Raw genomic sequence first — 24,083 nt, forward strand, 5'->3', positions numbered from 1 at the left:
GTAGGCCCCCTGGCCAACGGGCGGCCAACCGCCCGTTGGCGTGCGTTGCGACGGGACTTTCAGCCCACCACGATGTTGACGAGCTTAGGCGCCCGCACCACGACCTTGCGGATCTGACGCTCCCCGATGAAGCTTTGCACCCGCTCGGACGCCAGCGCGAGGCGTTCCAACTCATCCTCGTCAATATCGGGGGAAACCTCCAGCTTGTCACGCACCTTGCTCGACACCTGGACCACACAGGTGACCGAGTCCTGAACCAGCAGTTCGGGATCGGGAGTGCGCCAGTTGCCGATGGCGACCGAGCCGGTGTACCCGAGGCGTTCCCAGCCTTCCTCAGCCACGTAGGGTGCGACGAGCGACAGCGTCGTCGCGATGACCTCGGCTGCCTCGCGGGTGGCGGGGTCGCCGGCGCCGGGACCGGAGTCGATGGCCTTGCGCGCGGCGGTGACCAATTCCATGACACGGGCGATGGCGACGTTGAAACGCTGCGCCTCGATGGCCGCGGTGATCTTGTCCAAGGTCTGGTGGGTCACCTTGCGCAGCGCCCGGTCCCCGTCGGTGGGGTCGGTTCCCGGTGCCGAGGCGGCCCCCACTTGGGTCATGACCTTCAGGGCGCGGTTGAGGAACCGCAGCGAGGCCGCGGGAGAAACATCGGCCCAGTCGATGTCGTCCTCAGGCGGGCCGGCGAAGACCACGGTCAACCGTACGGCGTCGACCCCGTAGGTGTCGATCTCCGCCCCCAGATCGACCCCGTTGCCCAGGGACTTCGACATGGCCTTGCCCTGGTTGATGACCTGGCCCTGGTTGAGCAGCCGCGTGAAGGGCTCGGTAAAGCCGACCATGCCCATGTCGTAGAGGACCTTGGTGACGAACCGGCTGTAGAGCAGGTGGAGAATGGCGTGTTCCACTCCCCCTACGTACTGGTCGATCGGCCCCCACTTGTTGACTTTGTCGGTCTCGAAGGGGAGCTGTTCGTTCTGGGGCGAGCAGTAGCGCAGGTAGTACCACGAGGAGTCGACGAAGGTGTCCATGGTGTCGGTGTCGCGCTTGGCGGCACCGCCGCAGGAGGGACAGTCGACGTTGACCCAGTCGGTGGCGGCGGCCAGGGGGGAGATCCCCTTGGGGGCCAGATCGGCGCCGCGCATGTTGTCGGGCAGACGCACCGGCAACTGGTCGTCGGGCACCGGAACCTCGCCACAGGCGGGGCAGTGGATGATCGGGATGGGGGTGCCCCAGAAGCGCTGCCGCGACAGCAGCCAGTCGCGCAGCCGGTAGTTGACCGCCGCTTGGCCGGTGCCGCGCTCGGCCAGGATCTCGGTGATGCGCGCGATGGCCTCGGTCTTGTCGAGTCCGTCGATCGGCCCGGAGTTGATCAGGGTGCCCTCACCAGGGGCGGCGATGCCGGTCTCGGCCGGATCGGCTTCTCCGGTCTCGACAACCACCCGCACCGGTAGGTCGAAGGTGCGTGCGAAGTCGAGGTCGCGCTGGTCGTGGGCGGGGACCGCCATGATGGCGCCATGGCCGTAGTCGGCCAGGACGTAGTCGGCGGCCCAGACGGGGATACGCTCACCGTTGACCGGGTTGACGGCGTAGCGGCCCAGGAAAACGCCGGTCTTCTCGCGCTCGGTGGCCTGGCGCTCGATGTCGCTGAGCTTGCTCACCTGCTCGCGGTAAGCCTCGAATTCGGCGCGCTGCTCGGGAGCGCACAGCTCGTCGGCCAATTCGGCGTCGGCGGCGACGACGAAGAACGTGGCGCCGTAGAGGGTGTCAGGACGGGTGGTGAAGACGGTGACGGGCTCGTCGCGTCCCTCGATCACGAAGCGCACGTCGGCGCCGTGGGAGCGACCGATCCAGTTGCGCTGCATCAGCAGTACGCGCTCAGGCCAGTGGCCCTCCAACTGGCTCATGTCGTCGAGCAGCCGGTCGGCGTATTCAGTGATCTTGAAGTACCACTGGTTTAGGCTGCGGCGCACCACCTCGGTACCGCAGCGTTCACAGTGCCCCTGAACGACCTGCTCGTTGGCGAGCACCGTCTGGTCCTGGGGGCACCAGTTGACCAGGCCGTCGCGGCGGTAGGCGAGGCCGCGCTCGAAGAAGCGCAGGAACAGCCACTGGTTCCAGCGGTAGTACTCCGGGTCGGAGGTGTGCAGCCGGCGCGACCAGTCAAAGGAGATGCCGTAGCGCTGGAACGACTGGACCTGGGTCTCGATGTTGGCGTAGGTCCACTCCGCCGGGTGGGAGTCGTGCTTGATGGCGGCGTTCTCGGCGGGTAGGCCAAAGGAGTCCCAACCGATGGGGTGGAGCACGTTCTCGCCGAGCTGGAACCGGTAACGGGCGATGACGTCGCCGATGGCAAACGCCTCTGCGTGGCCCATGTGGAGGTCGCCCGACGGGTAGGGGAACATGTCGAGCACGTAGCGGCGCGGACGGTCGTCGGCCGGATCTTCGCTGGCTACGAAGGGGGTGTCCTTGGCCCATCGCGCCTGCCACTTGTCTTGCAGCGCGCGGGCGTCGTAGGTGTCGCCCGCGACCTGGTCTGCGTCAACCGCTGTCATCGCCTACTACTGTCCTCTGCCGGGTCTCAACGTTACTGAAGACCAAGGTTAGCGCGCCGGCGGTTCCCGGGTTAACTCGCAAAACTTGAGCGGTAGGGGAAAGCGCACGGATGCCCCGGTCAGAAGCGAACGAAGCCGGCATAGCAGAAAGACCGTAAAAAGCGGGTGGCACCCGCCACTAATGAAGTTACTCTGCGGTAGAAAGGGGTGATCGACACCACTGACACCAAGGAGGCGGGATGCTCAACCTATCTGCACTTCTGGAGGACGGGGCCAGGAAGGTTCCGGAGCGGGACGCAGTGGTCTTCGGTGATCTTCGGCTGAACTACGGGTTCGTCGACGCGATCGCCAACCAGGTCGCTGCGCTGCTGGTGGCTCGCGGGGTGGAGCCTGGGGACCGGGTCGCGCTGGTTTCCCCCAACACGCCCTACTTCCCCTTCGTCTACTTCGGAGCGCTCAAAGCCGGCGCGGTCGTCGTGCCCCTCAACGTGCTACTGACCGCTCCAGAGATCGCCTACCACCTGGAAGACTCCGGCGCCAAAGCACTGTTCGCCTTCGCCGGTACGCCTGACCTTCCGCTGGGCGAGCGCGCGTGGAAGGCTTTCAACGAGGTCGCTGCCTGTGAGACCTACATCGACCTCCCCGCCACTCCCGGCGCCACCGAGTCGACCATCGACGGCGCGCAGACCCTGTGGGCGGCGCTGGAGGGCATGCCCACCACCTTCGAGACGGTGCGCACCGAGGCCGACGACACCGCAGTCCTCATCTACACCAGCGGCACGACGGGCCGGCCCAAGGGTGCCGAGTTGACCCACAACAACCTGGCGTTCAACGTCGTGGCCTCCGACGGGCTGTTTGAACGCGACCCTGACGACCCCGACGTCTACCTGGCGGTGCTGCCGCTGTTCCACATCTTCGGACAGACGGCGATGATGAACGTGGCCTTCTACCGGCACGCCACGCTGGTGCTACAGTCGCGTTTCGACGCCGAGGAGTCCCTGTCGCTGATGGAGCGGGAAAAGGTCACGGTGTTCGCCGGTGTACCCACGATGTATTGGGGTCTGGTGGGGGCCAAGGGCGGCCACGACATCGAGGCCATCGCCGCACGGCTCAAGAGCGTGGTCTCCGGTGGCTCGGCCCTGCCCGCCGACTTGAGCCGTCGGGTCAAGGACAAGTTCGACCTCGGGGTCGCCGAAGGCTACGGCCTCTCGGAGACCTCCCCGGTGGTCTCCTTCAACGACCCGCGCAGCGGCGCCAAGCCCGGATCGATCGGCAAGCCCATCTGGGGCGTGGAGATGAAGCTCGTCGACGAGAACTTCGACGACGTGGAGGGCGAGGGTCCCGGCGAGATCGCGGTGCGCGGCCACTGCGTGATGAAGGGCTACCACAACCGGCCAGAGGTCAACGAGCAGGTCTTCAAGAACGGATGGTTCCGCACCGGCGACATCGCGCGCCGCGACGAGGATGGCTTCTACTTCATCGTCGACCGTTCCAAGGACATGATCATCCGCGGTGGCTACAACGTCTACCCGCGTGAGCTGGAGGAGGTGCTGCTGGAGCACCCCGCTGTGAGCCTCGTGGCCGTCGTGGGGGTCGCCCACGAGACCCACGGCGAGGAGATCAAGGCGTTCATCGTGCGCGAGGAGGGCGCCCAGCTCACCGAGGAGGAGCTCATCGCCTGGTCCAAGGAACGTCTAGCCGCCTACAAGTACCCGCGGCTCGTGGAGTTCCGCGAGGAGCTACCGATGACCGCTACCGGCAAGATCCTCAAGCGCGAGCTGCGCTGAAATGACTATGGCGCGTGTCCCGGCTCCCCGGTGCCTCGCCCTCACCGGCTGCCCGGCGGCGGCCAGTCGTCGCGCTCCCCGGAGCCGCCGCAGGTGTGGCACGGCTGGTGCCGGGTCACGCGCTCACCGTCGTCGTCGGTGGTGAGAATGTCGATCTCACCTGTGCCGTTGCAGGTTCTGCACGTGGCCATCAGTGCTCCTAAGACAGGGGGCTCCAGGCAGAGTCACACTCGGTGCAGCGGAACTCGATGCGCTCGCCGCAGGTTTTGCAGTGCGGGCCGGGGCTGTAGTCACCGAGGTGCTCGGCGTGACGGTCGGCAAAGTAGCGCAGCCCCCTGCAAACGTTGCAGCGGATGAGGACGGTGGTGGGGCTTTTGGGCCAAGGATAGTCAGGTTCGATCGGGTGATCATCGAGTTCGACACGCACGTCTTCCCCCTGTCGCCTCCGTGCGAGCGGATCTGGCTGAGACGGCCATAATGTCCTTGACGCGGCGCCTCATCACCGCTAACCATCTACGAGTCGCGGCCTTTCGGTCAAGAAAGTGCCCCACGTGTCCTGTTTTCGGCTTGGCTGTCCAGGGGTAACGACGCAGCCAGAGTGTGCACTCGTCCGGCTGCGCCGGCCAGCCGCTCGACCGGGAGCGTGCCGTCGGCGACCGCACCCAGCACCGCCCGCAAGGTGGCGCGAAAGATCGTCTCGTCCTGTCCCGGCGCATCGTGGGGGTTCCCCAGACACACCAGGTCAGCTCCGGCGCGCAGCGCGGCCACGGCACCTCTGGCAACGCTCTCAGCCAATGTGGCGCCCCCCATATGCAGCGTGAGTCCCTGCATGTCCAACGCATCGGTCACGGCCACCCCATTGAAGGAGAGCTCTTCGCGCAGCAGGGTGTAGGCGCGTGGGCAGACGCTGGCGGGGGCCGCGGGATCGAGCGCGGGGATGAGGATATGGCCCACCATGACCATCTCCACGTCGGCGTCGACAGCCGCGGCAAAGGGCACCAACTCTCGACGGTGCAGCGTCTGGGTGTCGATATCGATCACCGGTAGCGCCAGGTGGGAGTCGGTGCTCGTGGCGCCGTGTCCGGGGAAGTGCTTCACCGCGGCTGCCACTCCTGAAGAGCGGCAGCCGGCGATGAACGCCGTAACGTGGCGGGCCACCACCTGCGGGTCTGCGCCGAACGAGCGGGTACCGATCACGGGGTTGTGGGCCGCGGAGTCGATGTCGGCCACCGGCGCCAGCCCAGTGTCGATACCGGCCGCACGCAGCCGTTGGCCTATAGCGTGGGCCACCGCGCGGGTGCGCGCGGGATCGTCGATCAGGCCGAGTTCGCGGTGGCTAGGGTAGGGCGAGCCGGTAGCCGCGTCCAACCGGGTCACCGCTCCGCCCTCCTCGTCGGCGGCCACGATGAGCCCGCTGTGGCGCTGGCGCAGCGAGGTGGTCAGCGCGGCGGCGTCGACGGTGAGGTTGGCGGCGAAGCAGGTGGCCGCGCCCAAGCCCAGACGTGCGGCCCGCGCCAGCCATTCGGGGACGCGCGTGCCGACGAAGCCGGGCATGAGCACGGTGTGGGTCATTCGGCGCAGCGCGGAATCGCGCTCGGCGTGCGGCACGCTCACCCTTTCACCGCCCCCGCGACGAGGCCGGAGGCCAAGCCGCGCTGCACACACAGGAAGAACACCATGACCGGCACGGTGATGACGGTCGATGCGGCCATCATCGCGCCCCAGTCGGTGGTGTGCTGGCCGAAGAACTGGCGCAGCCCCACGGCGACGGTGTATTTGTCGCCACGGTTCATGAAGGTCAGCGCGAGGATGAACTCGTTCCAAGCCGTGATGAAGGAAAAGACCGCGGTGGCTACGAGCCCGGGGGCCACCAGGGGGAACAGCACCGAGCGAAACATCCGGCCCCATGAGGCGCCGTCGATGTAGGCGGCCTCCTCCACCTCGACGGGCACGGCGGCGACGAAGCCACGCAGCATCCAGATCGCGAAGGGCAACGACAGAGCCACGTAGACGGTGGCCAGGCCCAACAGGGAGTTGAGCATCCCCACATCGCGGACCAGCAAAAACAGCGAGATGACCAGGGCCTCCAGCGGCACCATCTGGATGATGAGCACCATAACCAGAATCGAGGTGCGCAGTCGGAACCGGAAGCGTGCCACGGCCACGGCCGCCAGCAGTGCCAGCAGGCCGGAGCCCACGACGGTCACGAGCGCGACAACGAGAGAGTTGCGCAGATAGCCCAGGAAACCGCCTTCAGCCAGCACGTAACTGAAATGTGCCAGCGTGATCGAATCGGGTGCTAAGGCGTCGACCCCAGAGGTGACTCGGCCGGCGAAGGCGCTGGTCACCATAAAGTAGGCGGGAAACAGCGTGAACGCCACGACCGCGGCCACCGCCACGCCCTTGCCGAGAGCCCTGGCCACTCGGCGTCGGGCGCGCGAGGGAGTGGCCCAGGTGGCGCCACGCACCTTCCTGTGGGCCGTCGAGATCATCGCAACTCCTCCTCGCGGAACAGCGCGCGCAGGTAGACGACGGTGATGGCGAGCAGCATGAGGGTGAGGAGCACGGCGATCGCCGAGCCCATCCCATAGTTCTGTTGGGCGAAGGAACGCACGTAGGACCACACTCCGAAGTTGAGGACCTCGGCGTTGGAACCGGAGCCGCCCGGCATCAGATAGACCTGGGCGAACACCTTGAAGTCCCAGATCGTCGACAGGATGGTCACCACGGCGAACACGGGGCGGATGGTGGGCACCGTGACGTGCCAGAAGCGCTGCCAGGCGGTGGCGCCGTCGAGGAGCGCGGCCTCGCCCAACTCCCGGGGGATGGTGAGGAGCCCGGCCAGTACGGTCACCGCCACGAACGGGAAACCGTGGTGGATGATGTTGAGGGTGACGATCGCGTAGAAGCTCAGCCGTTCGGTGAACCAGTTAACGCCTTCGGGACCGATGAGGCCCAGCGCGTGGAGCAGTTGGCGCACGATGCCGCGATCGACGTCGAAGATCCAGATCCAGACGTAGGTGCCGGTGACGGCCGGCATCGCCCAAGCCACCATCACACAGCCGATGACCCAGGTGCGCCAGAGTGGCCGCAGGCTGCGCAACAGCAGGGCGACCAGCGTGCCGAAGGCGACCGTTGCGCATACGGCGACCACGGCGAACACGATGGTGTTGGGCAACGCCACCGACCACAGGTAGGGGTCGGAGAGCAGCCGGAGGTAGTTGGCGCCGCCGTTGTAGTCGGGCCGGCCGGAAACGATGTTGTCCAACCCGTAGTCCTGGAAGGACAGCCAGACCACGCGCCCCAAGGGATAGCACAGCAGCCCGCCGATGACAGCGAGTGCGGGCGCCAGGAGCAGCCATGGCCGCGCTCGCTGCCGAAGCCGAGCGGGCAACACGAGCACGGGGCGGCGCCGGTCGGGTGCCGTGGCGACCGGCCGGGTGAGTAGGCGCCGGCTCATGCTCAGGGGTCCTCGTTGAGGGTCTGTTCGATGTCGTCGGCCGCGGCGATGGCGGCGGCTTCGACCGACGCATCGCCGGCCAGGATCGACTGCACCATGGTCTGGAGCACCTTCTCGCCTTGCAGCTTGCCGTAGGCCGGGGTGACGGGAACGCCGCGCCCCGCCTCGGTCATCTGCGTGGCGAAGGGGCGCAGCACCGGGTCGGCCGTTTCGGTGAAGGTGTCGATCTGCTGCTGTTTGCCGGGAAAGTAGGTGGTCTCTTCCGCCCAGCGCAGGGCGTAGTCGTCGCGGGTGAGCAGCTCCACGAACTGCCAGGACAGATCGGGGGCGTCGCTGTCGTTGAACACCGATAGATGGGCGCCGCCGAGGAAGGAGGGGCTGTAGCCGCCTTCGGGACCGGGAATGGCAAAGGAGCCGAGTTTGCCTTCGAGGTCGGGGTTGTCGGCCAGGATCGCTTTGGGGCTCCAACTTCCCATGATGGCCATAGCCACGTTGCCGTCTGCGAAGTTGTCTTGGATGTCGGTCTCTTGCCAGGTGGTGGCGCCAGTGGTGGAAACCTTGTCCGCAAGGGCCAGGTCGGTGAAGTAGGTGATGCCCGCGCGCGACTCCGAACTGTCGATCCCCGATGTCCACACGCCGCGGTCGCTTTGGCTGGCGATGTGGCCCCCGGCTCCCCAAACGAACGGCAGCAGACTGTACTCGGCGTTGCCGGGGACGGGGAAGGCGACCATATCGTCGGTCTCCTCGGCGATGGTGGTGGCGGTCTCGCGCAGTTCGTCCCAGTCGCGGGGCTGGTCGAGGCCGAGGTCGGCGAACACGTCGGTGCGGTAGAGGATCGCGCGGACGCCGACGTACCACGGCACTCCGTAACGGCGGTCTTCGAAGGTGCCGGCCTCCAGCAGTCCGGGAACGTAGCCGCTGGTGTCGCCGACGCGGTCAGTGAGGTCGGCGAGGGCCCCGGCCTGAGCGAACTCCGGCGTCCACGTGGTGCCCACTTCGGCCACGTCGGGCATGGTGCCCCCGGCGATAGCGGTGACGAACTTGTTGTGCGCGTCGGCCCAGGGAACGAACTGGACGTTGACCGTGGCACCGGTCTGCTGCTCGAACTCGGCGGAGACTTCGGAGAAGAAGGCTTCGGCACCGGGGCTGGTGCCCTCCATGATCCACACGTCGAGGGCGGTGGCCTCGGAGAAATCCCCGGTGGCGCAGGCGCTCGCGCTCACGGTGAGGGCTGTGCTCACCGCGGCCGCGGACAGGACACGTGCTGGGCTCATGCTCTCCCCCGTCCCTTTTGGTGTGCCAAGCCTGCCGGCTCCCCCTGCGATGGGCGGCACGGGCGATGCGGTTTATGTCAGGAATACGGCAACAACCATCACCATTGCGTGAGTACACCATGACAACGGGTAAATATCCCGGACACACCTATAGTAACCAGAAAACTACAAAACGGAAGAGTTTGCAGCGTATCCACCATATTTTCGCCGGCGTAGCGGGCGAAAGACCGGCCCATGGGTGGGCGCCTCGCTGCGGCGAAGCGCCCACCCATGGTGCTCTATTCGGAGATGCCCGAGGCGATGCGCAGAGTCGAGACGAGTTCGGCCCGACTGTAGATGGCGCGGCCGATAGCTGCCGCGAACGCGGCGAGCATGTGGACGAAGATCAGCGGGTCGCCCTGGGAGAAGCGCTCGGCGATCTCGTGCTCGCCCAGCGAGTAGGCTTCCCACGCGGTGACCACCGCGAACTCCACCTCGGGCTCCAACAGATCGGCGACGGCCCGAGCGACCGCCTCGCGCGAGTCCGCTGGTTTCCACACCACGCCGGTTTCCTGCACGCGGCGAGTGAGGAAGGAAGCGAAAACCTTCAGCTCCGAAGTCACCGCCTCGGTGTGGCCGCCCTCGACGATGACAGCGATAGCCGTGTCAAGGGACTGCCGTTCTCGGCCCGCATAGGCATCGATGAGGTCGATGGCGATCCGCTTGGCGTCGTCGGTGCCACCTGGAGTGGACATGCCGGCCCTTCCTTGGGTCAATCGTGCTGATACGTCTGGCCGGAAACGCTGCCGTGGTACAACAACCGCGGCGTCACCGTGATTTCCGGGAAAGGCTAGGCCACGGGAGGTTCGAAAGCCGGACGCAGCGGCATCCCTGAATCGGTGCCGTCGGGTTTGACGCCCAGGATTTGGTGGAGTTGGACGACATCGTTTTCAAAGCCGAGCACACAGCCGGCCATGTAGAGTCGCCACACCCGCGCGGTCGCCTGGCCGACTTCGGCCACCGCCGCGTCCCAGTTACGGTCGAGGTTGGCGCACCAGTCACGGAGCGTCAGCGCATAGTGCTCGCGCAGGTTCTCCTGATGGCGGATCTCGAAACCGGTGTCGTTCATGACCGTCTGCAAGAACCCCGGCCCCTCAAGCTCCCCGTCGGGGAAGACGTAGCGGTTGATCACCCCGTTGGACTTAAACGGCGGCAGATCGTTGCGTGGGCGAGTGATGCAGTGGTTGAGTAGCCGACCGCCCGGCTTGAGCTTGTGGTAGAGCGAGGCGAAGTAAGCGGGCACGTTCTTCTTGCCGATGTGCTCGGTCAGGCCGATGGAGCTGACGCGGTCGTAGCTGCCGTCGGGCACGTCGCGATAGTCCATATGGCGCACCTCGGCAAGGTCACCCATCCCCTCCTCGGCGATACGCTTGCGCGCCCATTCGGCCTGCTCCTTGGAGAGGGTGACCCCCAGGGCCTTGACGCCGTACTCGCGGGCGGCGTGCAGCACCATACCGCCCCATCCGCACCCCACGTCCAGCAGGTGCATGCCCTCACTCAGCCCCAGTTTGCGCGCCACGAGGTCGTGCTTGTGGAACTGTGCCTGCTCCAGCGTCGCCTCCGCGGTGGGGTAGACGGCGCAGGTGTAGGCCATGGACGGACCCAGCACCAGCTCGTAGAAAGCGTTGGAGACGTCGTAGTGGTGCTGGATGACCTCGGCGTCGCGCTTCTTGGAGTGGCGCGTCCCCCGCCCGAGCAGCCGAGAGCCGCGCATCTCCTGCGGCGGCGGGGACACCCGGTTGACGAACTTGACCCAGCCAATGTCCTTGGCGATCCCGGCAAGCTGGAGGGGGGAGAGCCGAATCCCCTCACTGAACACGAAATCCGACATGCGCCGCAGCGCAGTGTACATATCGCCCTCAAGGTCGAGGTGCCCCGAGACGTAGGCCCGGGTCAACCCGAGGGCTCCCGGCGACTGGGCCAGGTAGTTCAACGCGACCGGGGTCCGAATGACCAGCGTGATGTCGCTGTTCGGGTCACCGGCCGCGCTACCGTCGTAGGCCCGGAACCGGATCGGCGCCTCAGGGCCAACGACACGTTCAAATATCTCCGCCAGGCGCATAGCCTTCCCTTCTCACCGCACGCCGGCCGTGCCGGTCCGGCGTGTCACCTGTTGCCCACACACTTGGCGTAGAGGTCAAGGAGCCGGTCACCGGGGTCGTAGGCGTGCTTGAGCCGCCGGTAAGCCGTCCCGTTGTAGAGCCGCCAGAACTGCTCTTCGGAGTAGTAGGCGTCGGAGTACAGCGACTTGTGTCCTCCCAGGTTCGTCACCTCCTCCTCGACGCGCCGGTTGTGGTGGGCCCTGCGCTGTCCGGGACGCATGGCAACCATGCCCCAAAATCCGAAGTTCACATAAAGTCGTTCCCGTTCGAGGGGGTACAACGGCCACACGTGCCCGTCCTCGTCCCTCGCGGGAGGGTTCTCGCTCAATCGCAGCGGACACATCCAGATCGGCGACATGCCGATCTCGTCGTGGAAGAAGTCGAGGAAATCCGCCCCACGGTCGACCGGGATCTCGACGTCTTGGATGACCGGCTCCGACTGGGGCTGCCCCCGGTAGTAGGCCAGCAGCCGACTGAAGTCGGTGCGCCGGTCCAGCGCTACGAGTTTGCGATAGACGTCGGAACGCTTGAGCGCGCGCGGCCACATCCGCCGTACCACCGGGTTGCCCAGACCGAAGGCCCGGGAGCACCAGAACCAGTCGGTATCCCAACGCCACAGGTAGTCGTGGACGGTCAGATAGTCGCCCGGCCCAGGGCCCGCATAGCGTGGAATCGATTGGTAGTAGACCTGGGAGCCGGTGTAGTCGCTGGTCCAGGGCGCCCGGTCGACGAAGGTCGCCAAAGTGATGTACAGCTCGTCGGCGGAGAAGACCACACCGTCGATGAAATCGACGCGCTGACCGTTGTGCTCGGCGTCGGCGCAGATGCGGGCAAAGGCGTCCATGGCTGCCGTCGCGCTGGAGAAACGCAGGTGACGCAGGTGGACATAGGGCTTGACCGGCTCCAAACGCATCCGTAGCCGCAGGCTGTAGCCCAGCGTGCCGTACGAGTTGGGGAAACCGTAGAACAGGTCGCGGTGCTCGTTGTCGCGGCGCGCCACCACGATGTCGCCGCTGCCGGTGAGGATCTCGATCTCCTCGACAGCCTCGTGCGGCAGACCATTGCGAAACGAGGACGACTCGATCCCCAGTCCGGTGACGGCTCCCCCGACGGTGATGGTGCGCAACTGCGGCACCACGGTGGGCATGAGCCCATGCGGCAGCGTCGCCGCGACAAGGTCCTCGTAGGTGGTCATCCCCCCCACCTCGGCGACGCGCTCGGTGGGGTCGACCCGCAGTACCGAGGTGAAGCCGCTCACATCGAGCCGGGGCGTACGCGCGGGTTCCCGGAACCGGAACAGGTTGGAGGTGGGTTTGGCCAGCCGCACCGGCGCGTCGGGGGGAAGCAGCGCGAACTCCTCGCGCAGCCGACTTGTGGCCGCGGCGTGGTCCGCCAGGTCGTGGGGGGTTCGCTGATCGGGTTGCCGGCTCACTGTTCTCCGCTTCGTCGTTCATCCGCGATCGTGTCGACCGCACCGGCGCCATGCCCGGGCCGATCCGGCGCGAACCACCCTATTCCCACGTGGCCGGCAGACGGGAGAAAGGCCCGCCCGGACCGCCGTACCGGTGCGCGCCCACCAGCGCGGTACAAGAGAATATGCTCGACTGGCGTGCGCATCGCTCTCATCGATTCCGGCCTTGGCCTGCTCTCCACCGCCGCCGCGCTGCGGGCTGCCCGGCCCGACGCCGATCTGATCCTGTCGATGGACCCCCAGCACATGCCGTGGGGGCCGCGCAGCCCCGAGGAGATCACCCGGCGCGCGCTGGCCGGGGCGCGGGCCGCTTTAGCGACGGAGCAGGGCAGCCACGGCGTGGACGCACTCGTCGTGGCCTGTAACTCCGCCTCGGTCCACGCGCTGCCGACGCTGCGCGCGCACCTGGAACCGACCGTGCCGGTCGTCGGAACCGTACCTGCCATCAAACCCGCCGCCGACGGTGGCGGACCCGTGGCGATCTGGGCGACCCCGGCCACCACTGACAGCCCCTACCAGCGTGACCTGATCGCCCGTTTCGCGCGCGGCGCCCAGGTGGCACCGGTAGCCTGCGAGGGGCTGGCCGGCGCGGTGGAAAGCGGCGATACGGCGGCGGTGGCTGCGGCGATCGCGACCGCGGCCGAACGCACCCCGCCCGATGTGGCCGCGGTCGTTTTGGGGTGCACCCACTACGACTTGGTGAGCGAGCCGATTACCGCCGCGTTGGGCGAAGGGGTCGAACTGTTCACCGCCGCCACTGCCGTGGCCGCGCAGACGCTCCGACGCCTCCAGGTCCAGCGCCGCCCCGACGCCTCCCCCACGGGACGGCTCACCGTGCTCAGCAGCGGCCACCCCGGTGAACTGCCCGCGCCCGCCCTGACCTATCCCGCCGGCGCGTTTCTCGCGCAGACCCCGCGCGCGCACCCGGCGCCGGTTTACGGCCCTCGATAGACTGACGGCAACCGGGGGATAACGGAAATGCCTGGGACACCGTCGTCCCTGCCCGGCCGCCTCTGGAGCCTCTCGCCCTCTCGCGTGACCGTGGCGCGTCGGCCCCGGCGGTGGCCCGCACAACCGCGCCGACACACCAGGATGGGAGCGCTGCGATATATGGGATGGCGAGACCGCTTCGGGCTGCGCAGGGCACGCAAGCGCAGCGGGACCCGGTTCGACCGCTCGGCCGACGATGCCGACGTCTCCGCATTGATCGAGTTCGCCAAGAGCCGCACCGGCGTGGAGTTCTACGTCGAGCCCGAAACGTTCGCGACCAACACCACAGCGGTGGCCGTGGCCACCGATGGCGAGTGGATTCGCCGGCGGGTGGGGTCACCTGACGTTATCCGCAAGGTTGCCCGCTCGCTGGCCGCCCCGGCATACGATGTGCAAATCGTTGGCTACCCCCGGCGGATGCGGGAGTGGACGGCGCGCAACAAGCGCGGCCTGTCGCTGGAGGAGTAGCGGCGGGCCGCCGTGCCCACAGCGACCGTCCGCGCCAACTGACGCGAAACCATGGAAAGAAGTCTTAGCGCCCTATGAGCGCCCCTAAGAACGCGCGGGCGGTCGACCAGCCGCCGCTGAAGAACGGGAACGGTATGCCGCCCTGGCTGCCGCGAGCCTTGATCCTCGCGGTGGGCACTATCGCCGTCTTCGGAGCCGCGTGGTGGCTATTCACCCGGCTCAAGGGCCTGCTCATCCTGCTGTTGATCTCGCTTTTCCTCGCCTTGGCGCTGGAGCCCGCGGTGAACTGGCTGCACCGGCACCGGTGGCCACGCGGCCTGGCCACCGGCGTGGTGATGACGATCGGCGTCTTGCTGGTGGGGGCGTTCCTGACCGTGCTCAGCTCGATGCTGCTTGGGCAGGTGCTGGCCTTCGTCGACGAAGTCCCCGCTATGACGCGGGCCGTGCTGCGCTGGGTCAACGCGACGTTTCAGACCGACTTCTCCCCCACCACCCTGCTCAGTGAGATCTCCAGCGCCACCGGGCTGGTGGAGCAGTACGCCTCAGGGGTGGCCGGCAACGTGTTGGGCGCGGGGACCACCGTTTTGACCCTGTTGTTCAACGGGCTGACGATCGCGCTGTTCACCTTCTACCTGTGCGCTGACGGGCCGCGCTTCCGGCGCACCATCTGCTCGGTGCTGCCACCGCGTACGCAGCGCGAGGTGCTGCGCGCGTGGGAGATCGCCATCAGCAAGACCGGCGGCTACATCTACTCGCGCGCACTGCTGGCCTTGGTGTGTGGCGTCGCTCACTATTTCGTGTTCGTTGTGCTCGGGGTGGAGTTCGCGTTCGCGCTGGCACTGTGGGTCGGGGTGTTCTCGCAGTTCATCCCGACTGTGGGGACCTACATCGGCGGGGCGGTTCCGGTGCTGGTCGCCCTGCTGGAAGGACCATGGCAAGCAGTGTGGGTCCTGGCGTTCATCACCCTTTACCAACAGTTCGAGAACTACCTGCTCCAGCCGCGCATCACCGCCAAGACCTTGGATATGCACCCGGCCGTGGCCTTCGCGTCGGTGATCGCGGGCGCGGCCATCCTCGGCGCGCCGGGAGCGCTGCTGGCACTGCCGGCCGGAGCCAGTATGCAGGCGTTCTTGAGCATCTACATCCGGCGCTACAAGGTCGAGGAGCACCCGCTGCTCGACGCGCCCGCCGAGGGCGAGGATGCTGCGGAAGCTGCCGAGCGCACAACCGAGCCCCGGTCGGCGGCAGCCTCGGCCGACACCGGCGCAGGCGGCGCAGGCGGCGCAGCCGCCGACACGCCCGAAGCGCCGGGGGGAGGCGACACCGCCGAGGAGCCCGACGAGCCGGCCGAGGAGCAGGACGGGCACCGCAGCCCCGTTTCGGCCATTACCAAAAATGGTAAAGCCATCTGGACGGCCTGGCTCGCCCGAGAGAGGAACCGGATCGCCCGGCTCACCCGCGACAGAAAGCGAACCCCGCGGGGGTAACGTGCTTTCGGACACACGACGGGAAGCCGCCGGAGATCGGTCGGGTTTTGGTTTTGATGACAACAGTTTGTATGAACTCCTTGCACGAACCGGTTCCCTCACGAGGGGTCGGGCACGCATACTCGCGGAGGGAGGGGGGACGTCGACTATGAGACAGGAGCTCACCGCTCTTTGCTGCGAGTGCGGAGCCATCCGCAAGGTCAGCTCATATCGAGGCATCGGTGAGGCGCAATCGGCCTACGGGTTGGCCCGGTGCGTGGTGTGGCGCAAGTGTCGCCCCTGTGAGCGCTATACCTACCACGCCTACCTGCGCGACGACGCCGAGCGCGACGAACTTGAGGATGCGTTGAAACTCGACGACGCGCTGGCGACCGAAGCGCTTGAAGAAGAGATCGAACAACTGCGGCTGTGCGGGGTGGAGATCGGTCACGCCCCCGTGCCCGCCATCGTCGACGGGCAGCCGGTAGGTATGGTGACCCAGCGGCTCACCGACCGGTCGTATGCCATCGTGCTCGACCCGGGGGCCTCAGTGGTGGCCCGGCTCAAGCTCATCGACATGATGTGGAACGAGCTCTCGATCGGGGGGCACGCGGATCGTTGGTACATCCAGCCCTCCGACGACGACTCCCCCGGCTACGCCGTGCGGCTGTTCGGCTACCGCGGTCGCGACTGAGCCGCCCCACCCCGCCCTGCGGCCCCACTCCACGGGCCACCACGGCCCCCCGCCCACCGCGGGGGCCACTTCCCCATTCCCACCGCCGACCGGGCCACCGGCGCGCCACGCCCGCCCCGCCGCCTCCCGCCGGAGCGGGAAGCGCTGTCGAGGCCCGTCAGTGGCGCGCGGCGGCGGCTGCCGCCTCATCGAGGCGTTTCAGGGCGGCTCGGGCCACCTGGGCGTCAGTAGTGGCCCAGTACGGGGGGAGCGAGGAACGCAGGAATCCGCTGTAGCGTGCGGTCGCTAGGCGAGGATCGAGCACCGCGACCACTCCCTTGTCGGTGACCGACCGCAGTAGCCGCCCCGTTCCCTGCGCCAGCAGCAGCGCCGCGTGGGTGGCGGCCACCGCCATGAATCCGTTGCCCCCGCGCGCCCCCACAGCGCGCTGGCGCGCCGAGGCCAGCGGATCGTCGGGACGCGGAAAGGGCAACCGGTCGACGATCACCAGTTGCAGAGCGGGCCCGGGAACGTCGACCCCCTGCCACAGCGAGAGCGTGCCGAACAGGCAAGCGCGCTCATCCTCGGCGAACTCGCGCACCAACTGGCCTGTGGAGTCCTCGCCTTGACACAGGATCGGATGATCGAGCCGTTCCCGTAGCTCCTCGGTGGCCTGGGTGGCCGCGCGCATCGAGGAGAACAGCCCCAGGGTGCGCCCGCCGGCGGCCCCGATGAGCTCGGCGATCTCGTCAAGGTAGCGGGAGTCGAGGCCGTCGCGTCCAGGCGGGGGCAGGTGGGTGGCGACGTAGAGGATGCCGCTGCGGGCGTGGTCGAAGGGAGAGCCCACGTCGATACCGCGCCAGCGCGGGAGGGGGCGGGCCTCGGCCGTATCGTCGGAGGCGACGTCCTCCTCACCGGTGGCCGCCGCGCCCCCGGCGTGCGCTTCCTCGGCCTCGCCGGTACTCGGCTGGGCGTCAGCGCCCTCAGCCCCCAGCCCCCATTGGCTGGCCAGCGCGGTGAACGATCCCCCCAAAGCGAGCGTGGCGGAGGTGAGGACGGTGGTGCGCTCGCCGAACAGCTTCTCGCGCAGCAGTCCACCAACACTCAGGGGAGCCACGTGCAGGCTCGGGGAGCGTGCGCCGCTCTTCGTCAACCACACGATGTCGGTGCGGTCGCGCAGCGGCGGCTCGAAGGACTCCAGGACGCGTACGGCAGTGTCGTGGACCTCTTCCAGCGCCGACAGCGCGAGCTTGCGCGCCGAGTTGACTTCCGGGTCCTCGGTCGTGGTGCCGCCGTTGTTATCGGTGCCGATGGCAGAGACACAGCCGTGGGCGGCGTCGCGCACACCGGCCACGGCCCCGGCCAAAGCCTCGGGCAGGTGGTCGATGCGTCCCGGCTCGGCGTCGGTGAAGACCATGGCCAGCCCGTCGCCGGACTCGGTCAGCCGCTCGGTGAGCTCGGGCTCGCACAGCCGCGAGGCGCGCTTGGCGGCCGTGGCCACAGCCTTCTCGGTGAGCAGGCCGGTGGCCATGGAGGTGACGCGGTCGACGAGCTCGTGGGCCTCGTCGATCACCAGCACGTGGTGCTCGGGCAAGATGTTGTGGTTCTGGGTGGCGTCGATGGCCAGCAGCGCGTGGTTGGTGACGACGACGTCGACCTCCCCGGCCTCGGCCCGTGCCTGCTCGGCGAAGCACTCCTGGCCGAACGGGCAGGCGCCGGCGCCCAGGCACTCGTTGGCGGTGACCGAGACCTGCCGCCAGGCGAGGTCGCTGACCCCGGGGACCAGTTCGTCGCGGTCGCCGCTGATGGTCTCCTCGGACCACTCGTGCAGCCGTTTGATCTGGCGGCCCAGCGAAGACAGGGCGCGCGGGTCGAACAGTTCCGCCTCGTCGGGATCGGTTTCGGAGGCGGTTTGCAGGCGGTGGCGACACAGGTAGTTGCGCCGCCCTTTGAGGATGGCGAAAGTGGGTTCGCGCCCCAGCATCGGGGTGAGTGCGCCGGCCAGGCGGGGCAGGTCGCGTTCGATGAGTTGGCGCTGGAGCGCGATGGTGGCCGTGGAGACGACGACCGGCGAACCGGAGGCCAGGGCGTGGCGCAGTGCCGGCACCAGATAGGCCAGCGACTTTCCGGTTCCGGTTCCGGCTTGAACGACAAGGTGCTCCTCGGCTTCGATGGCCTGGGCCACGGCTTCGGCCATCGTCACCTGGCCCTCGCGGCGTTGCCCGCCCAGTGAATCGACCGCGGCGGTGAGGAGTTCGTCGACGTCGGGGAGATCAGCAGCCACGAGGGAGACAGTACCGGTCCGCGGTGACGCCCGGTGCGGATACGCACAAGCCGTCTCCCGACGCGAGGCGGCACCCCTGGTCAAACGGTCAGGGTTGCTCTTCCCGAGCGATGGTGAGTTCGTCATGGTTGAAGCAGACGTACTCGCGGACGTCGTGGGCGTCTTTGAGCGGGTGGTTGTAGGACCACGCGGCGTCGGCCAGCTCGCGCTCCCCCACGCGCACGTTCCAATAAGATGCCTCACCCTTGTAAGGACACCGGGTGCGGGTGCGGCTGGGGACGAGCAGGTCGCTGTGGATTCCCTCCGGCGGCAAGTAGTAGCGGTTGGGCAGCCCCGTCTCCGAGAGCACCTTCGGGTAACTGCTGACGGCGACGACCTCCTCTCCCAGTGAGACTCGTACGATGTCGCTGGATTGCCGGACGTCGACCCGGTGGAAGGGGTCGCGCAGGTGCGCGTGCACCTTCTCCTCCTCGTCGTACCAGGCATGGGCGGCGCTCCAGTACATGGCCGCCAGCCCGCGCAACCACCGCGCGGCCGGGACCGGGTCCAGGTAGCTCCAGACCGCGTTGTGGGCCACGGCGTCCCCCACGCGCAGCGTCCAGTAGGACGCCTCGCCTTTGAAGGGACAGTGGGTGGTGTGCTCGGTGGCCACGAGCAGCGATTCCGCGATGTCGTCCCACGGGAAGTAGAACACGGGGAGCAGGTTCGACTCGTGCAGCAAGAACCCCTGCCGGGAGTCCACGACGGTCCGGCCGCCGAACTCCGCGCGGACCCGGCGGGGGAACTGGTGTAGGTAGAGGCAGCGTTCGGGGGAGTCAATGTGGTAATTGACCCTCGTGGACGCGTCAGGGGCCAGGGGGCCGCCGCCACGTGTCAGGGACATGGCCCGATCTCCTCTCCGAGGTGGTGGGTGGTGTCGGTGGGGCGCGTGTGAGCCCTTGTCCTTTCCCTTCCCGCTGGCGACGATTTCGTGCCCGTCGATCGCGGCCGGTTGGGTCCGGACCAGTACGCGCCCGGCCGACGGGCGCGGCCGGGCAATAGGCTGAAAACGTGGGGGCGGGGTGGGGTAGGGGCATCTGGACCGGGCGAGGCTGGGCACCGTCGGCAGAGGATGGGCCGACCCGAGACGCTGTCGTGGGGGCGCTGCCGCGAGGAGAACCGGGAGACGTGGTGACCGAGACAGAGACAACTGCGGCGGGCAACGTCATCGGGGTGGACGAACTGTGCTCCTATGCGGTCGACATCTCCGTGACCAACAGGGGCGTGCTCACCGACGAGGCGAGTCTGCGGGATGCGCTGCGCCGCGCTGCCCGCGCGGGAGAGGCGAGAATCCTCGGCGAGTCGTCGCACATCTTCGCCAACGGCGCGGTGACGATCGCGCTGGTGCTGTCCAAGTCGCACCTGAGCATCCACACGTGGCCGGAGTTCTCCCTGGCCAACATCGACTTCTTGACCTATGGCCGGCGCAGCGCCGAGGCGATGCTGGCCGAGATCCGGCGCTGCCTGTCGCCGGCGCGCGTGAGCATCACCCGGCTGTCGCGCGCCGCCCCCTGACGGTTGCCGGGCAGGGCAGCACCGACCGGCCGGATCTGCTCCACCGAGAGCCCACGGGCCGCTACCGGAGCCGGAATCGTCGGCGCCAAAGCCCCACCGGGGGTCTCTGTATACTTCCTTGCATCATGTGGATCAGCCTGAGTGAAGTCCTGCTGTGAGCACTGCGCAGGAAAACCTGCCGCAGCAGCCGGCGGCCGTACTCGCCGAGATCTCCGAGGCCATCGGCCTTCAGGAAGGCGCGGCGGGAGTTCGTGCTGTGGTTTGGGCGTTTCACCAGGTCGGAGCGGCCTCTACCCGCGAGGTGAGCCGGCGTACTGGCCTGCCGGTGCCGATCGCCGCCGCGATCGGCAACGAGTTGCGCCGGCGTGGCCTGCTAGGGCGGGAGCGTCCTTCGCGGCTGACCGAGGCCGGCACAGCGCTGCTGGGGGAACGGGGAGCGCCGCCCAAGGTTGAGGTGGCCTGCGCGGCCTGTGCGGGCACAGAGATCACGATCCCCGCGAAGCTGCGGGAGGCGGTCAGCCGGCTGGCGGATATCGCAGCCGAGGGCCCCGGAGCCGATCTCGCGCTCGATCAGTCCCACTGCACCCCTGAGACAAAGGTGCGGCGGGTCCTGGCGCTGCTGCGGGCGGGCGTGCTGCCGGGAAATTCGCTGCTGCTGGTCGGCGACGACGACCTGATCTCGCTGGCGGTAGGGGTCGTGGGCGAGGTACTGGGGGTTCGGCTTACCGAGCGGCTCGCGGTCGCCGACATCTCCCCGGAGATCCTGGAGTTCATCTCCGAGCGCGCCACCTCCCTGGGGGTACCAGTAGAGGTGGCTGAGCACGACCTGCGCGAGCCGTTGCCGGTCCGACTGCGCCACAGCTTTGACGCAGCCATGACCGATCCGCCCTACACGGCCGAAGGGGCCAAGCTGTTCCTGTCGCGGGTGATCGAAGGGCTGCGCCCCGGCCCCGCCCACAACGTCTTCCTCTCCTTTGGCGCCAAAGCGCCCACGGAGATGCTCGACGTGCAGCGCGCTATCACCGACCTGGGGCTGGTGACTCACGGCCTGATCCGCAATTTCAACGAGTACGAGGGCAGCGGCATCCTGGGCGGGACCGGTTTCCTACAGCACCTCCTCACTACCGACGCGACGGCGCCGCTGTTTTTCGAGGGCTACCAGGGCCCGCTCTACACGAGGGACAAGCGTGGCCGGCAGCGCCAGTACATCTGCGTGTCGTGCGAGGCGCTGATCCCCGTCGGGGCGGGAGCGCGCTGGAACGCGGTCGCCGAGCTACAGCAGGCCGGTTGCCCTAACTGCGGGAAGGGGCCGTTTCGACCGGGCCGGCTGGTCGAGCCGGCCGCGAGCGGCAGTGAGGACGCCGGTGCTGACCGCGACGCCCGGCAACACGATTGATTGTGACGAAGGTGGATACACACAACGAGGCTGCGGACTTCACCGTACGGCCGGCCGAAGAGCACGACCTGCCGCGGCTAGCCGAGTTCGAGGCGGAGATCGCGCGGATCTCCTTCGCCGAGGACGCCATCGACGACCTTGAGGTCCAGCAGAAGAAGCTGGCTAAGGCGATGGCCAAATCCCCCGATGGCATGTTCGTGGCCTGTCGAGGTGGGGAGCCCGCCAGCGGGTGGCTGTGGATTACCGTGAACACCAACCCGATGTCGGGGCAGCGCTACGCCAACTTCCGCTCTTTGGCCGTAGCGCCCATCCCTGAACGTTCGGAGGTGGGCGAGTTGCTGTTGGCCACTGGCCTGGACTTCGTCGATTTGCACGGGGTAACCGAGGTCGTGGGCAAGGTGCACGCCAGTAACACAGCGATGCGCACGCTGTACCGCAAGTTCGGTTTCACCGCGACACACCTGACCATGAAACTCGACCGGCGGGAACGAGCCGAGTAAATGGCGAGCGGCTCCACGATCAAATGCGTGGCCTGGGATCTCGACGGCACGCTGTGGGATGAGGTGGCGATCGAGCGAACCGATAGCGCGCTGCCCCAACCCACCGCCGAGGTGCTGCGGGCAATCGACCGACTGGCCGAACGCGGTGTGGTCAGCAGCGTGGCCAGCCGTACCGACCCGACGCTGCTGACAGCGCTACAGCAGCGAGACGACCTGGCGTCGCGTTTCGTCGCCCCCCAGTTGGCCTGGCAGGACAAGAGCGTTTCGCTACGCCGGATCAGCGAGGAACTGGGGATCGGCACCGACGCACTGGCGCTGGTCGATGACGATGCCTACGAGCGCGCCGAGGTGCGCGCTGCGCTGCCTGAGGCGCTGGTGTTAGCTCCCGAGCAGGTCGCCGGTCTTCTCGACTCGCTGCCCGCCGACCCCGACACGCTGACCCCTGAGGCTCGCGCCCGTGTGCGGCGCTACCGCGAGGAGGAACAGCGCAAGCAGGCGGAGTCGGCCTTCACCGGTTCCCGCGAGGAGTTCCTGGCGTGGTGCCGGATGCGGCTGCGGCTGCGCACAGCCGAGGCCGGCGACGTGGCCCGGGTGGCCGAGCTTGCGGCGCGCACGCATCGGCTCAACTCCAGCCAACTCGCCCCCGAAGCCGAGGAGGTCGCGGCGGCACTGGCGCAGCCGCAGCGGTGGCACGTACCGGTGGCCGAGTTGAGCGACCGTTTCGGCGCCTACGGTCTGATCGGCGCGGCCTTGGTGCAACGGGAGGTGGCTGCGGAGCCCGACGCCTGGGAGATTCGACTGCTCGCCCTGTCGTGTCGGGTGGCAGGGCGCGGGGTCGCCCGAGACTTTGTGCGCTGGATCATGGACACGGCGCGCCAGGCGGGGGCGGCCAGGGTGCGGTTGGTGCTGCGGCCCACCGACACCAATACCGAACTACGTATCCTGCTGCGCCAGTGTGGCTTGCAGGCCGGCGGCGCGTGGGACGAGGAGGGGCGCGCGGTCCTGCGGCGAGAGTTGGTCGAACCGCTGCCGGCCTATTCGCCCTGGCTGAGTCGAGACGAGGAGGGGCGCGCGTGAACGCGGCAACGGAGACCTATCCATACGTCGAGCAGACGATCCGGGAACTCCTGGCCGAGGCGGTCCTGACCGAGCCGGGCGAGCTCGACCACCTGCCCGCCGAGACCTCGCTGTTTGCTCCCGAGATCGGTTTGGAGTCCCTGTCGGGCATGCGGCTGCTGGCGGCGGTGCACCGGCGCTTCGGCGTGGATGTGGCTGCTGAAGACCTCAACCTGGACGCGCTGGAGTCCATCGCCGCCCTGACCGGTTTCGTGGCCACACGGGTGGCCGAGCCGCCCTCCGACGGGCCGTGAGGCAAACCGACGCGAGGAGCATGTGGGCGGGAGAGGGGCCTGGTCGCACCCGTAGTGGCCGGTGACACGCCCCCTCGCTCGGGATTCCCTAACATCACCTGGGAATCCCTATTCCCATTCGGGAATCCCTGTTATTGGATACCATGATCCACAACAGGGCCTCACGAAGAGGACATATTCTAGTATGAGGACCCAAGAAAATCCAGGACCAGCCAGGGCTTGGATGGCCACATACGGCCACAGGTATATATGATGACGATTTCGCACTTCACCCAGGAGACGACTGGAATCACCCCAGCCAGGGAAAGTGTATAGTTTTATTGCATAGGGATTACGCAATTAGTCATTATGTGCGTATCTCCCCCCGTGCCTCCACCGATTCGAGGAATCATCATGCCTGGGACCAGGTGCCATGTCCATGTCTCGTGGGTACATGCGTACACGCGTACACACGTTCGGGGTGCGGCCGACCCGGGATAAGTGACAGGTCTCCCCTCGCTTACGTACCACAAGAACACATGGGGGCTGGAGACACCCAGGGCGCTACTAAGTGCTGCCTCATCGACGCGGACCGCGCCCTGCCGGTGCCCTCTCAAGCGGAGCGCGGCCACGGCGGTCCTCTGGCGATGCGCGTTGCGGCGAGAGACGCGGGGCGGCGGAGACCACCTTTGCGGTCCTAGGAGGCCGCGATCGG

General features: G+C 67.6%; 22 protein-coding genes. 10 read left to right on the forward strand and 12 right to left on the reverse strand.

Annotated features, from left to right (window positions below; genetic code table 11):
• Positions 1-59: 59 nt before the first annotated feature.
• Positions 60-2,555 (reverse strand): leucine--tRNA ligase, encoded by a 2,496-nt coding sequence (leuS, locus tag ABD848_RS00395; RefSeq protein ID WP_344966209.1) that lies wholly within the window; start codon positions 2,553-2,555, stop codon positions 60-62.
• A gap of 239 nt (positions 2,556-2,794) precedes the next feature.
• On the opposite strand from leuS, the gene ABD848_RS00400 reads away from it, so the two are divergent.
• Positions 2,795-4,342, forward strand: a complete 1,548-nt coding sequence (locus ABD848_RS00400) for a long-chain-fatty-acid--CoA ligase (protein WP_344966210.1) — start codon at positions 2,795-2,797, stop codon at positions 4,340-4,342.
• A gap of 41 nt (positions 4,343-4,383) precedes the next feature.
• Here the strand turns inward: ABD848_RS00400 and ABD848_RS00405 are convergent, their stop codons facing one another.
• The 9 genes from ABD848_RS00405 to ABD848_RS00445 all read right to left on the reverse strand — a co-directional run bounded on the left by ABD848_RS00405 (position 4,384) and on the right by ABD848_RS00445 (position 12,649).
• A complete protein-coding gene (locus tag ABD848_RS00405) occupies positions 4,384-4,533 on the reverse strand; it encodes a hypothetical protein (RefSeq protein WP_344966211.1) in 150 nt (49 codons plus the stop codon).
• Positions 4,534-4,541: 8 nt separating this feature from the next.
• The gene (locus tag ABD848_RS00410; protein ID WP_344966212.1) at positions 4,542-4,769 is read right to left on the reverse strand and encodes a hypothetical protein; all 228 of its coding nucleotides are present in this window, start codon (positions 4,767-4,769) and stop codon (positions 4,542-4,544) included.
• 107 nt (positions 4,770-4,876) lie between these two features.
• The gene (locus ABD848_RS00415) at positions 4,877-5,956 is read right to left on the reverse strand and encodes a glycoside hydrolase family 3 N-terminal domain-containing protein (protein WP_344966213.1); all 1,080 of its coding nucleotides are present in this window, start codon (positions 5,954-5,956) and stop codon (positions 4,877-4,879) included.
• On the reverse strand, positions 5,953-6,834 hold the full coding sequence (locus tag ABD848_RS00420) for a carbohydrate ABC transporter permease (protein WP_344966214.1): 882 nt from the start codon (positions 6,832-6,834) through the stop codon (positions 5,953-5,955). The genes ABD848_RS00415 and ABD848_RS00420 overlap by 4 nt, the downstream gene beginning before the upstream one ends.
• On the reverse strand, positions 6,831-7,802 hold the full coding sequence (locus ABD848_RS00425; RefSeq protein ID WP_344966215.1) for a carbohydrate ABC transporter permease: 972 nt from the start codon (positions 7,800-7,802) through the stop codon (positions 6,831-6,833). The genes ABD848_RS00420 and ABD848_RS00425 overlap by 4 nt, the downstream gene beginning before the upstream one ends.
• A 2-nt stretch (positions 7,803-7,804) precedes the next feature.
• On the reverse strand, positions 7,805-9,076 hold the full coding sequence (locus ABD848_RS00430; RefSeq protein WP_344966216.1) for a sugar ABC transporter substrate-binding protein: 1,272 nt from the start codon (positions 9,074-9,076) through the stop codon (positions 7,805-7,807).
• 278 nt (positions 9,077-9,354) lie between these two features.
• Complete coding sequence (locus ABD848_RS00435) at positions 9,355-9,810, reverse strand: hypothetical protein (protein WP_344966217.1); 456 nt, start codon at positions 9,808-9,810, stop codon at positions 9,355-9,357.
• A 95-nt stretch (positions 9,811-9,905) separates the two neighbouring features.
• Entirely contained in the window at positions 9,906-11,177 is a 1,272-nt protein-coding gene (locus tag ABD848_RS00440) for a cyclopropane-fatty-acyl-phospholipid synthase family protein (protein WP_344966218.1), read from the reverse strand.
• A gap of 44 nt (positions 11,178-11,221) precedes the next feature.
• Positions 11,222-12,649, reverse strand: a complete 1,428-nt coding sequence (locus ABD848_RS00445) for an FAD-binding oxidoreductase (RefSeq protein WP_344966219.1) — start codon at positions 12,647-12,649, stop codon at positions 11,222-11,224.
• A gap of 177 nt (positions 12,650-12,826) precedes the next feature.
• On the opposite strand from ABD848_RS00445, the gene ABD848_RS00450 reads away from it, so the two are divergent.
• The 4 genes from ABD848_RS00450 (at position 12,827) to ABD848_RS00465 (ending at position 16,306) form a co-directional block, all read left to right on the forward strand.
• The gene (locus ABD848_RS00450) at positions 12,827-13,639 is read left to right on the forward strand and encodes a glutamate racemase (RefSeq protein WP_344966220.1); all 813 of its coding nucleotides are present in this window, start codon (positions 12,827-12,829) and stop codon (positions 13,637-13,639) included.
• A 159-nt stretch (positions 13,640-13,798) separates the two neighbouring features.
• Positions 13,799-14,146 carry a hypothetical protein gene (locus ABD848_RS00455; protein ID WP_344966221.1) on the forward strand — a complete coding sequence of 116 codons (348 nt, stop codon included), beginning with the start codon at positions 13,799-13,801 and terminating at the stop codon, positions 14,144-14,146.
• A gap of 74 nt (positions 14,147-14,220) precedes the next feature.
• Positions 14,221-15,633 (forward strand): AI-2E family transporter, encoded by a 1,413-nt coding sequence (locus ABD848_RS00460; RefSeq protein WP_344966222.1) that lies wholly within the window; start codon positions 14,221-14,223, stop codon positions 15,631-15,633.
• A 148-nt stretch (positions 15,634-15,781) separates the two neighbouring features.
• On the forward strand, positions 15,782-16,306 hold the full coding sequence (locus ABD848_RS00465) for a DUF6315 family protein (protein ID WP_344966223.1): 525 nt from the start codon (positions 15,782-15,784) through the stop codon (positions 16,304-16,306).
• 157 nt (positions 16,307-16,463) lie between these two features.
• On the opposite strand, the gene ABD848_RS00470 is transcribed toward ABD848_RS00465, so the two are convergent.
• Both ABD848_RS00470 and ABD848_RS00475 read right to left on the reverse strand, forming a co-directional pair.
• Entirely contained in the window at positions 16,464-18,569 is a 2,106-nt protein-coding gene (locus ABD848_RS00470) for an ATP-dependent DNA helicase (RefSeq protein WP_344966224.1), read from the reverse strand.
• A gap of 88 nt (positions 18,570-18,657) precedes the next feature.
• Positions 18,658-19,452, reverse strand: a complete 795-nt coding sequence (locus tag ABD848_RS00475) for a DUF427 domain-containing protein (protein ID WP_344966225.1) — start codon at positions 19,450-19,452, stop codon at positions 18,658-18,660.
• Positions 19,453-19,736: 284 nt separating this feature from the next.
• Between ABD848_RS00475 and ABD848_RS00480 the strand changes: the two genes are divergently transcribed.
• The 5 genes from ABD848_RS00480 to ABD848_RS00500 all read left to right on the forward strand — a co-directional run bounded on the left by ABD848_RS00480 (position 19,737) and on the right by ABD848_RS00500 (position 23,389).
• Positions 19,737-20,123 carry an S-adenosylmethionine decarboxylase family protein gene (locus ABD848_RS00480; RefSeq protein ID WP_344966226.1) on the forward strand — a complete coding sequence of 129 codons (387 nt, stop codon included), beginning with the start codon at positions 19,737-19,739 and terminating at the stop codon, positions 20,121-20,123.
• Between the two features lie 154 nt (positions 20,124-20,277).
• Positions 20,278-21,519 (forward strand): bis-aminopropyl spermidine synthase family protein, encoded by a 1,242-nt coding sequence (locus tag ABD848_RS00485; protein ID WP_344966227.1) that lies wholly within the window; start codon positions 20,278-20,280, stop codon positions 21,517-21,519.
• 11 nt (positions 21,520-21,530) lie between these two features.
• Entirely contained in the window at positions 21,531-22,019 is a 489-nt protein-coding gene (locus ABD848_RS00490) for a GNAT family N-acetyltransferase (protein WP_344966228.1), read from the forward strand.
• The gene (locus ABD848_RS00495) at positions 22,020-23,096 is read left to right on the forward strand and encodes an HAD-IIIC family phosphatase (RefSeq protein WP_344966229.1); all 1,077 of its coding nucleotides are present in this window, start codon (positions 22,020-22,022) and stop codon (positions 23,094-23,096) included.
• A complete protein-coding gene (locus ABD848_RS00500) occupies positions 23,093-23,389 on the forward strand; it encodes an acyl carrier protein (RefSeq protein WP_344966230.1) in 297 nt (98 codons plus the stop codon). Before ABD848_RS00495 ends, ABD848_RS00500 begins: the two co-directional genes overlap by 4 nt.
• The last annotated feature ends 694 nt before the right edge of the window (positions 23,390-24,083 follow it).

The organism is Salinactinospora qingdaonensis (genome assembly GCF_039539445.1).
Taxonomy (GTDB): domain Bacteria; phylum Actinomycetota; class Actinomycetes; order Streptosporangiales; family Streptosporangiaceae; genus Salinactinospora; species Salinactinospora qingdaonensis.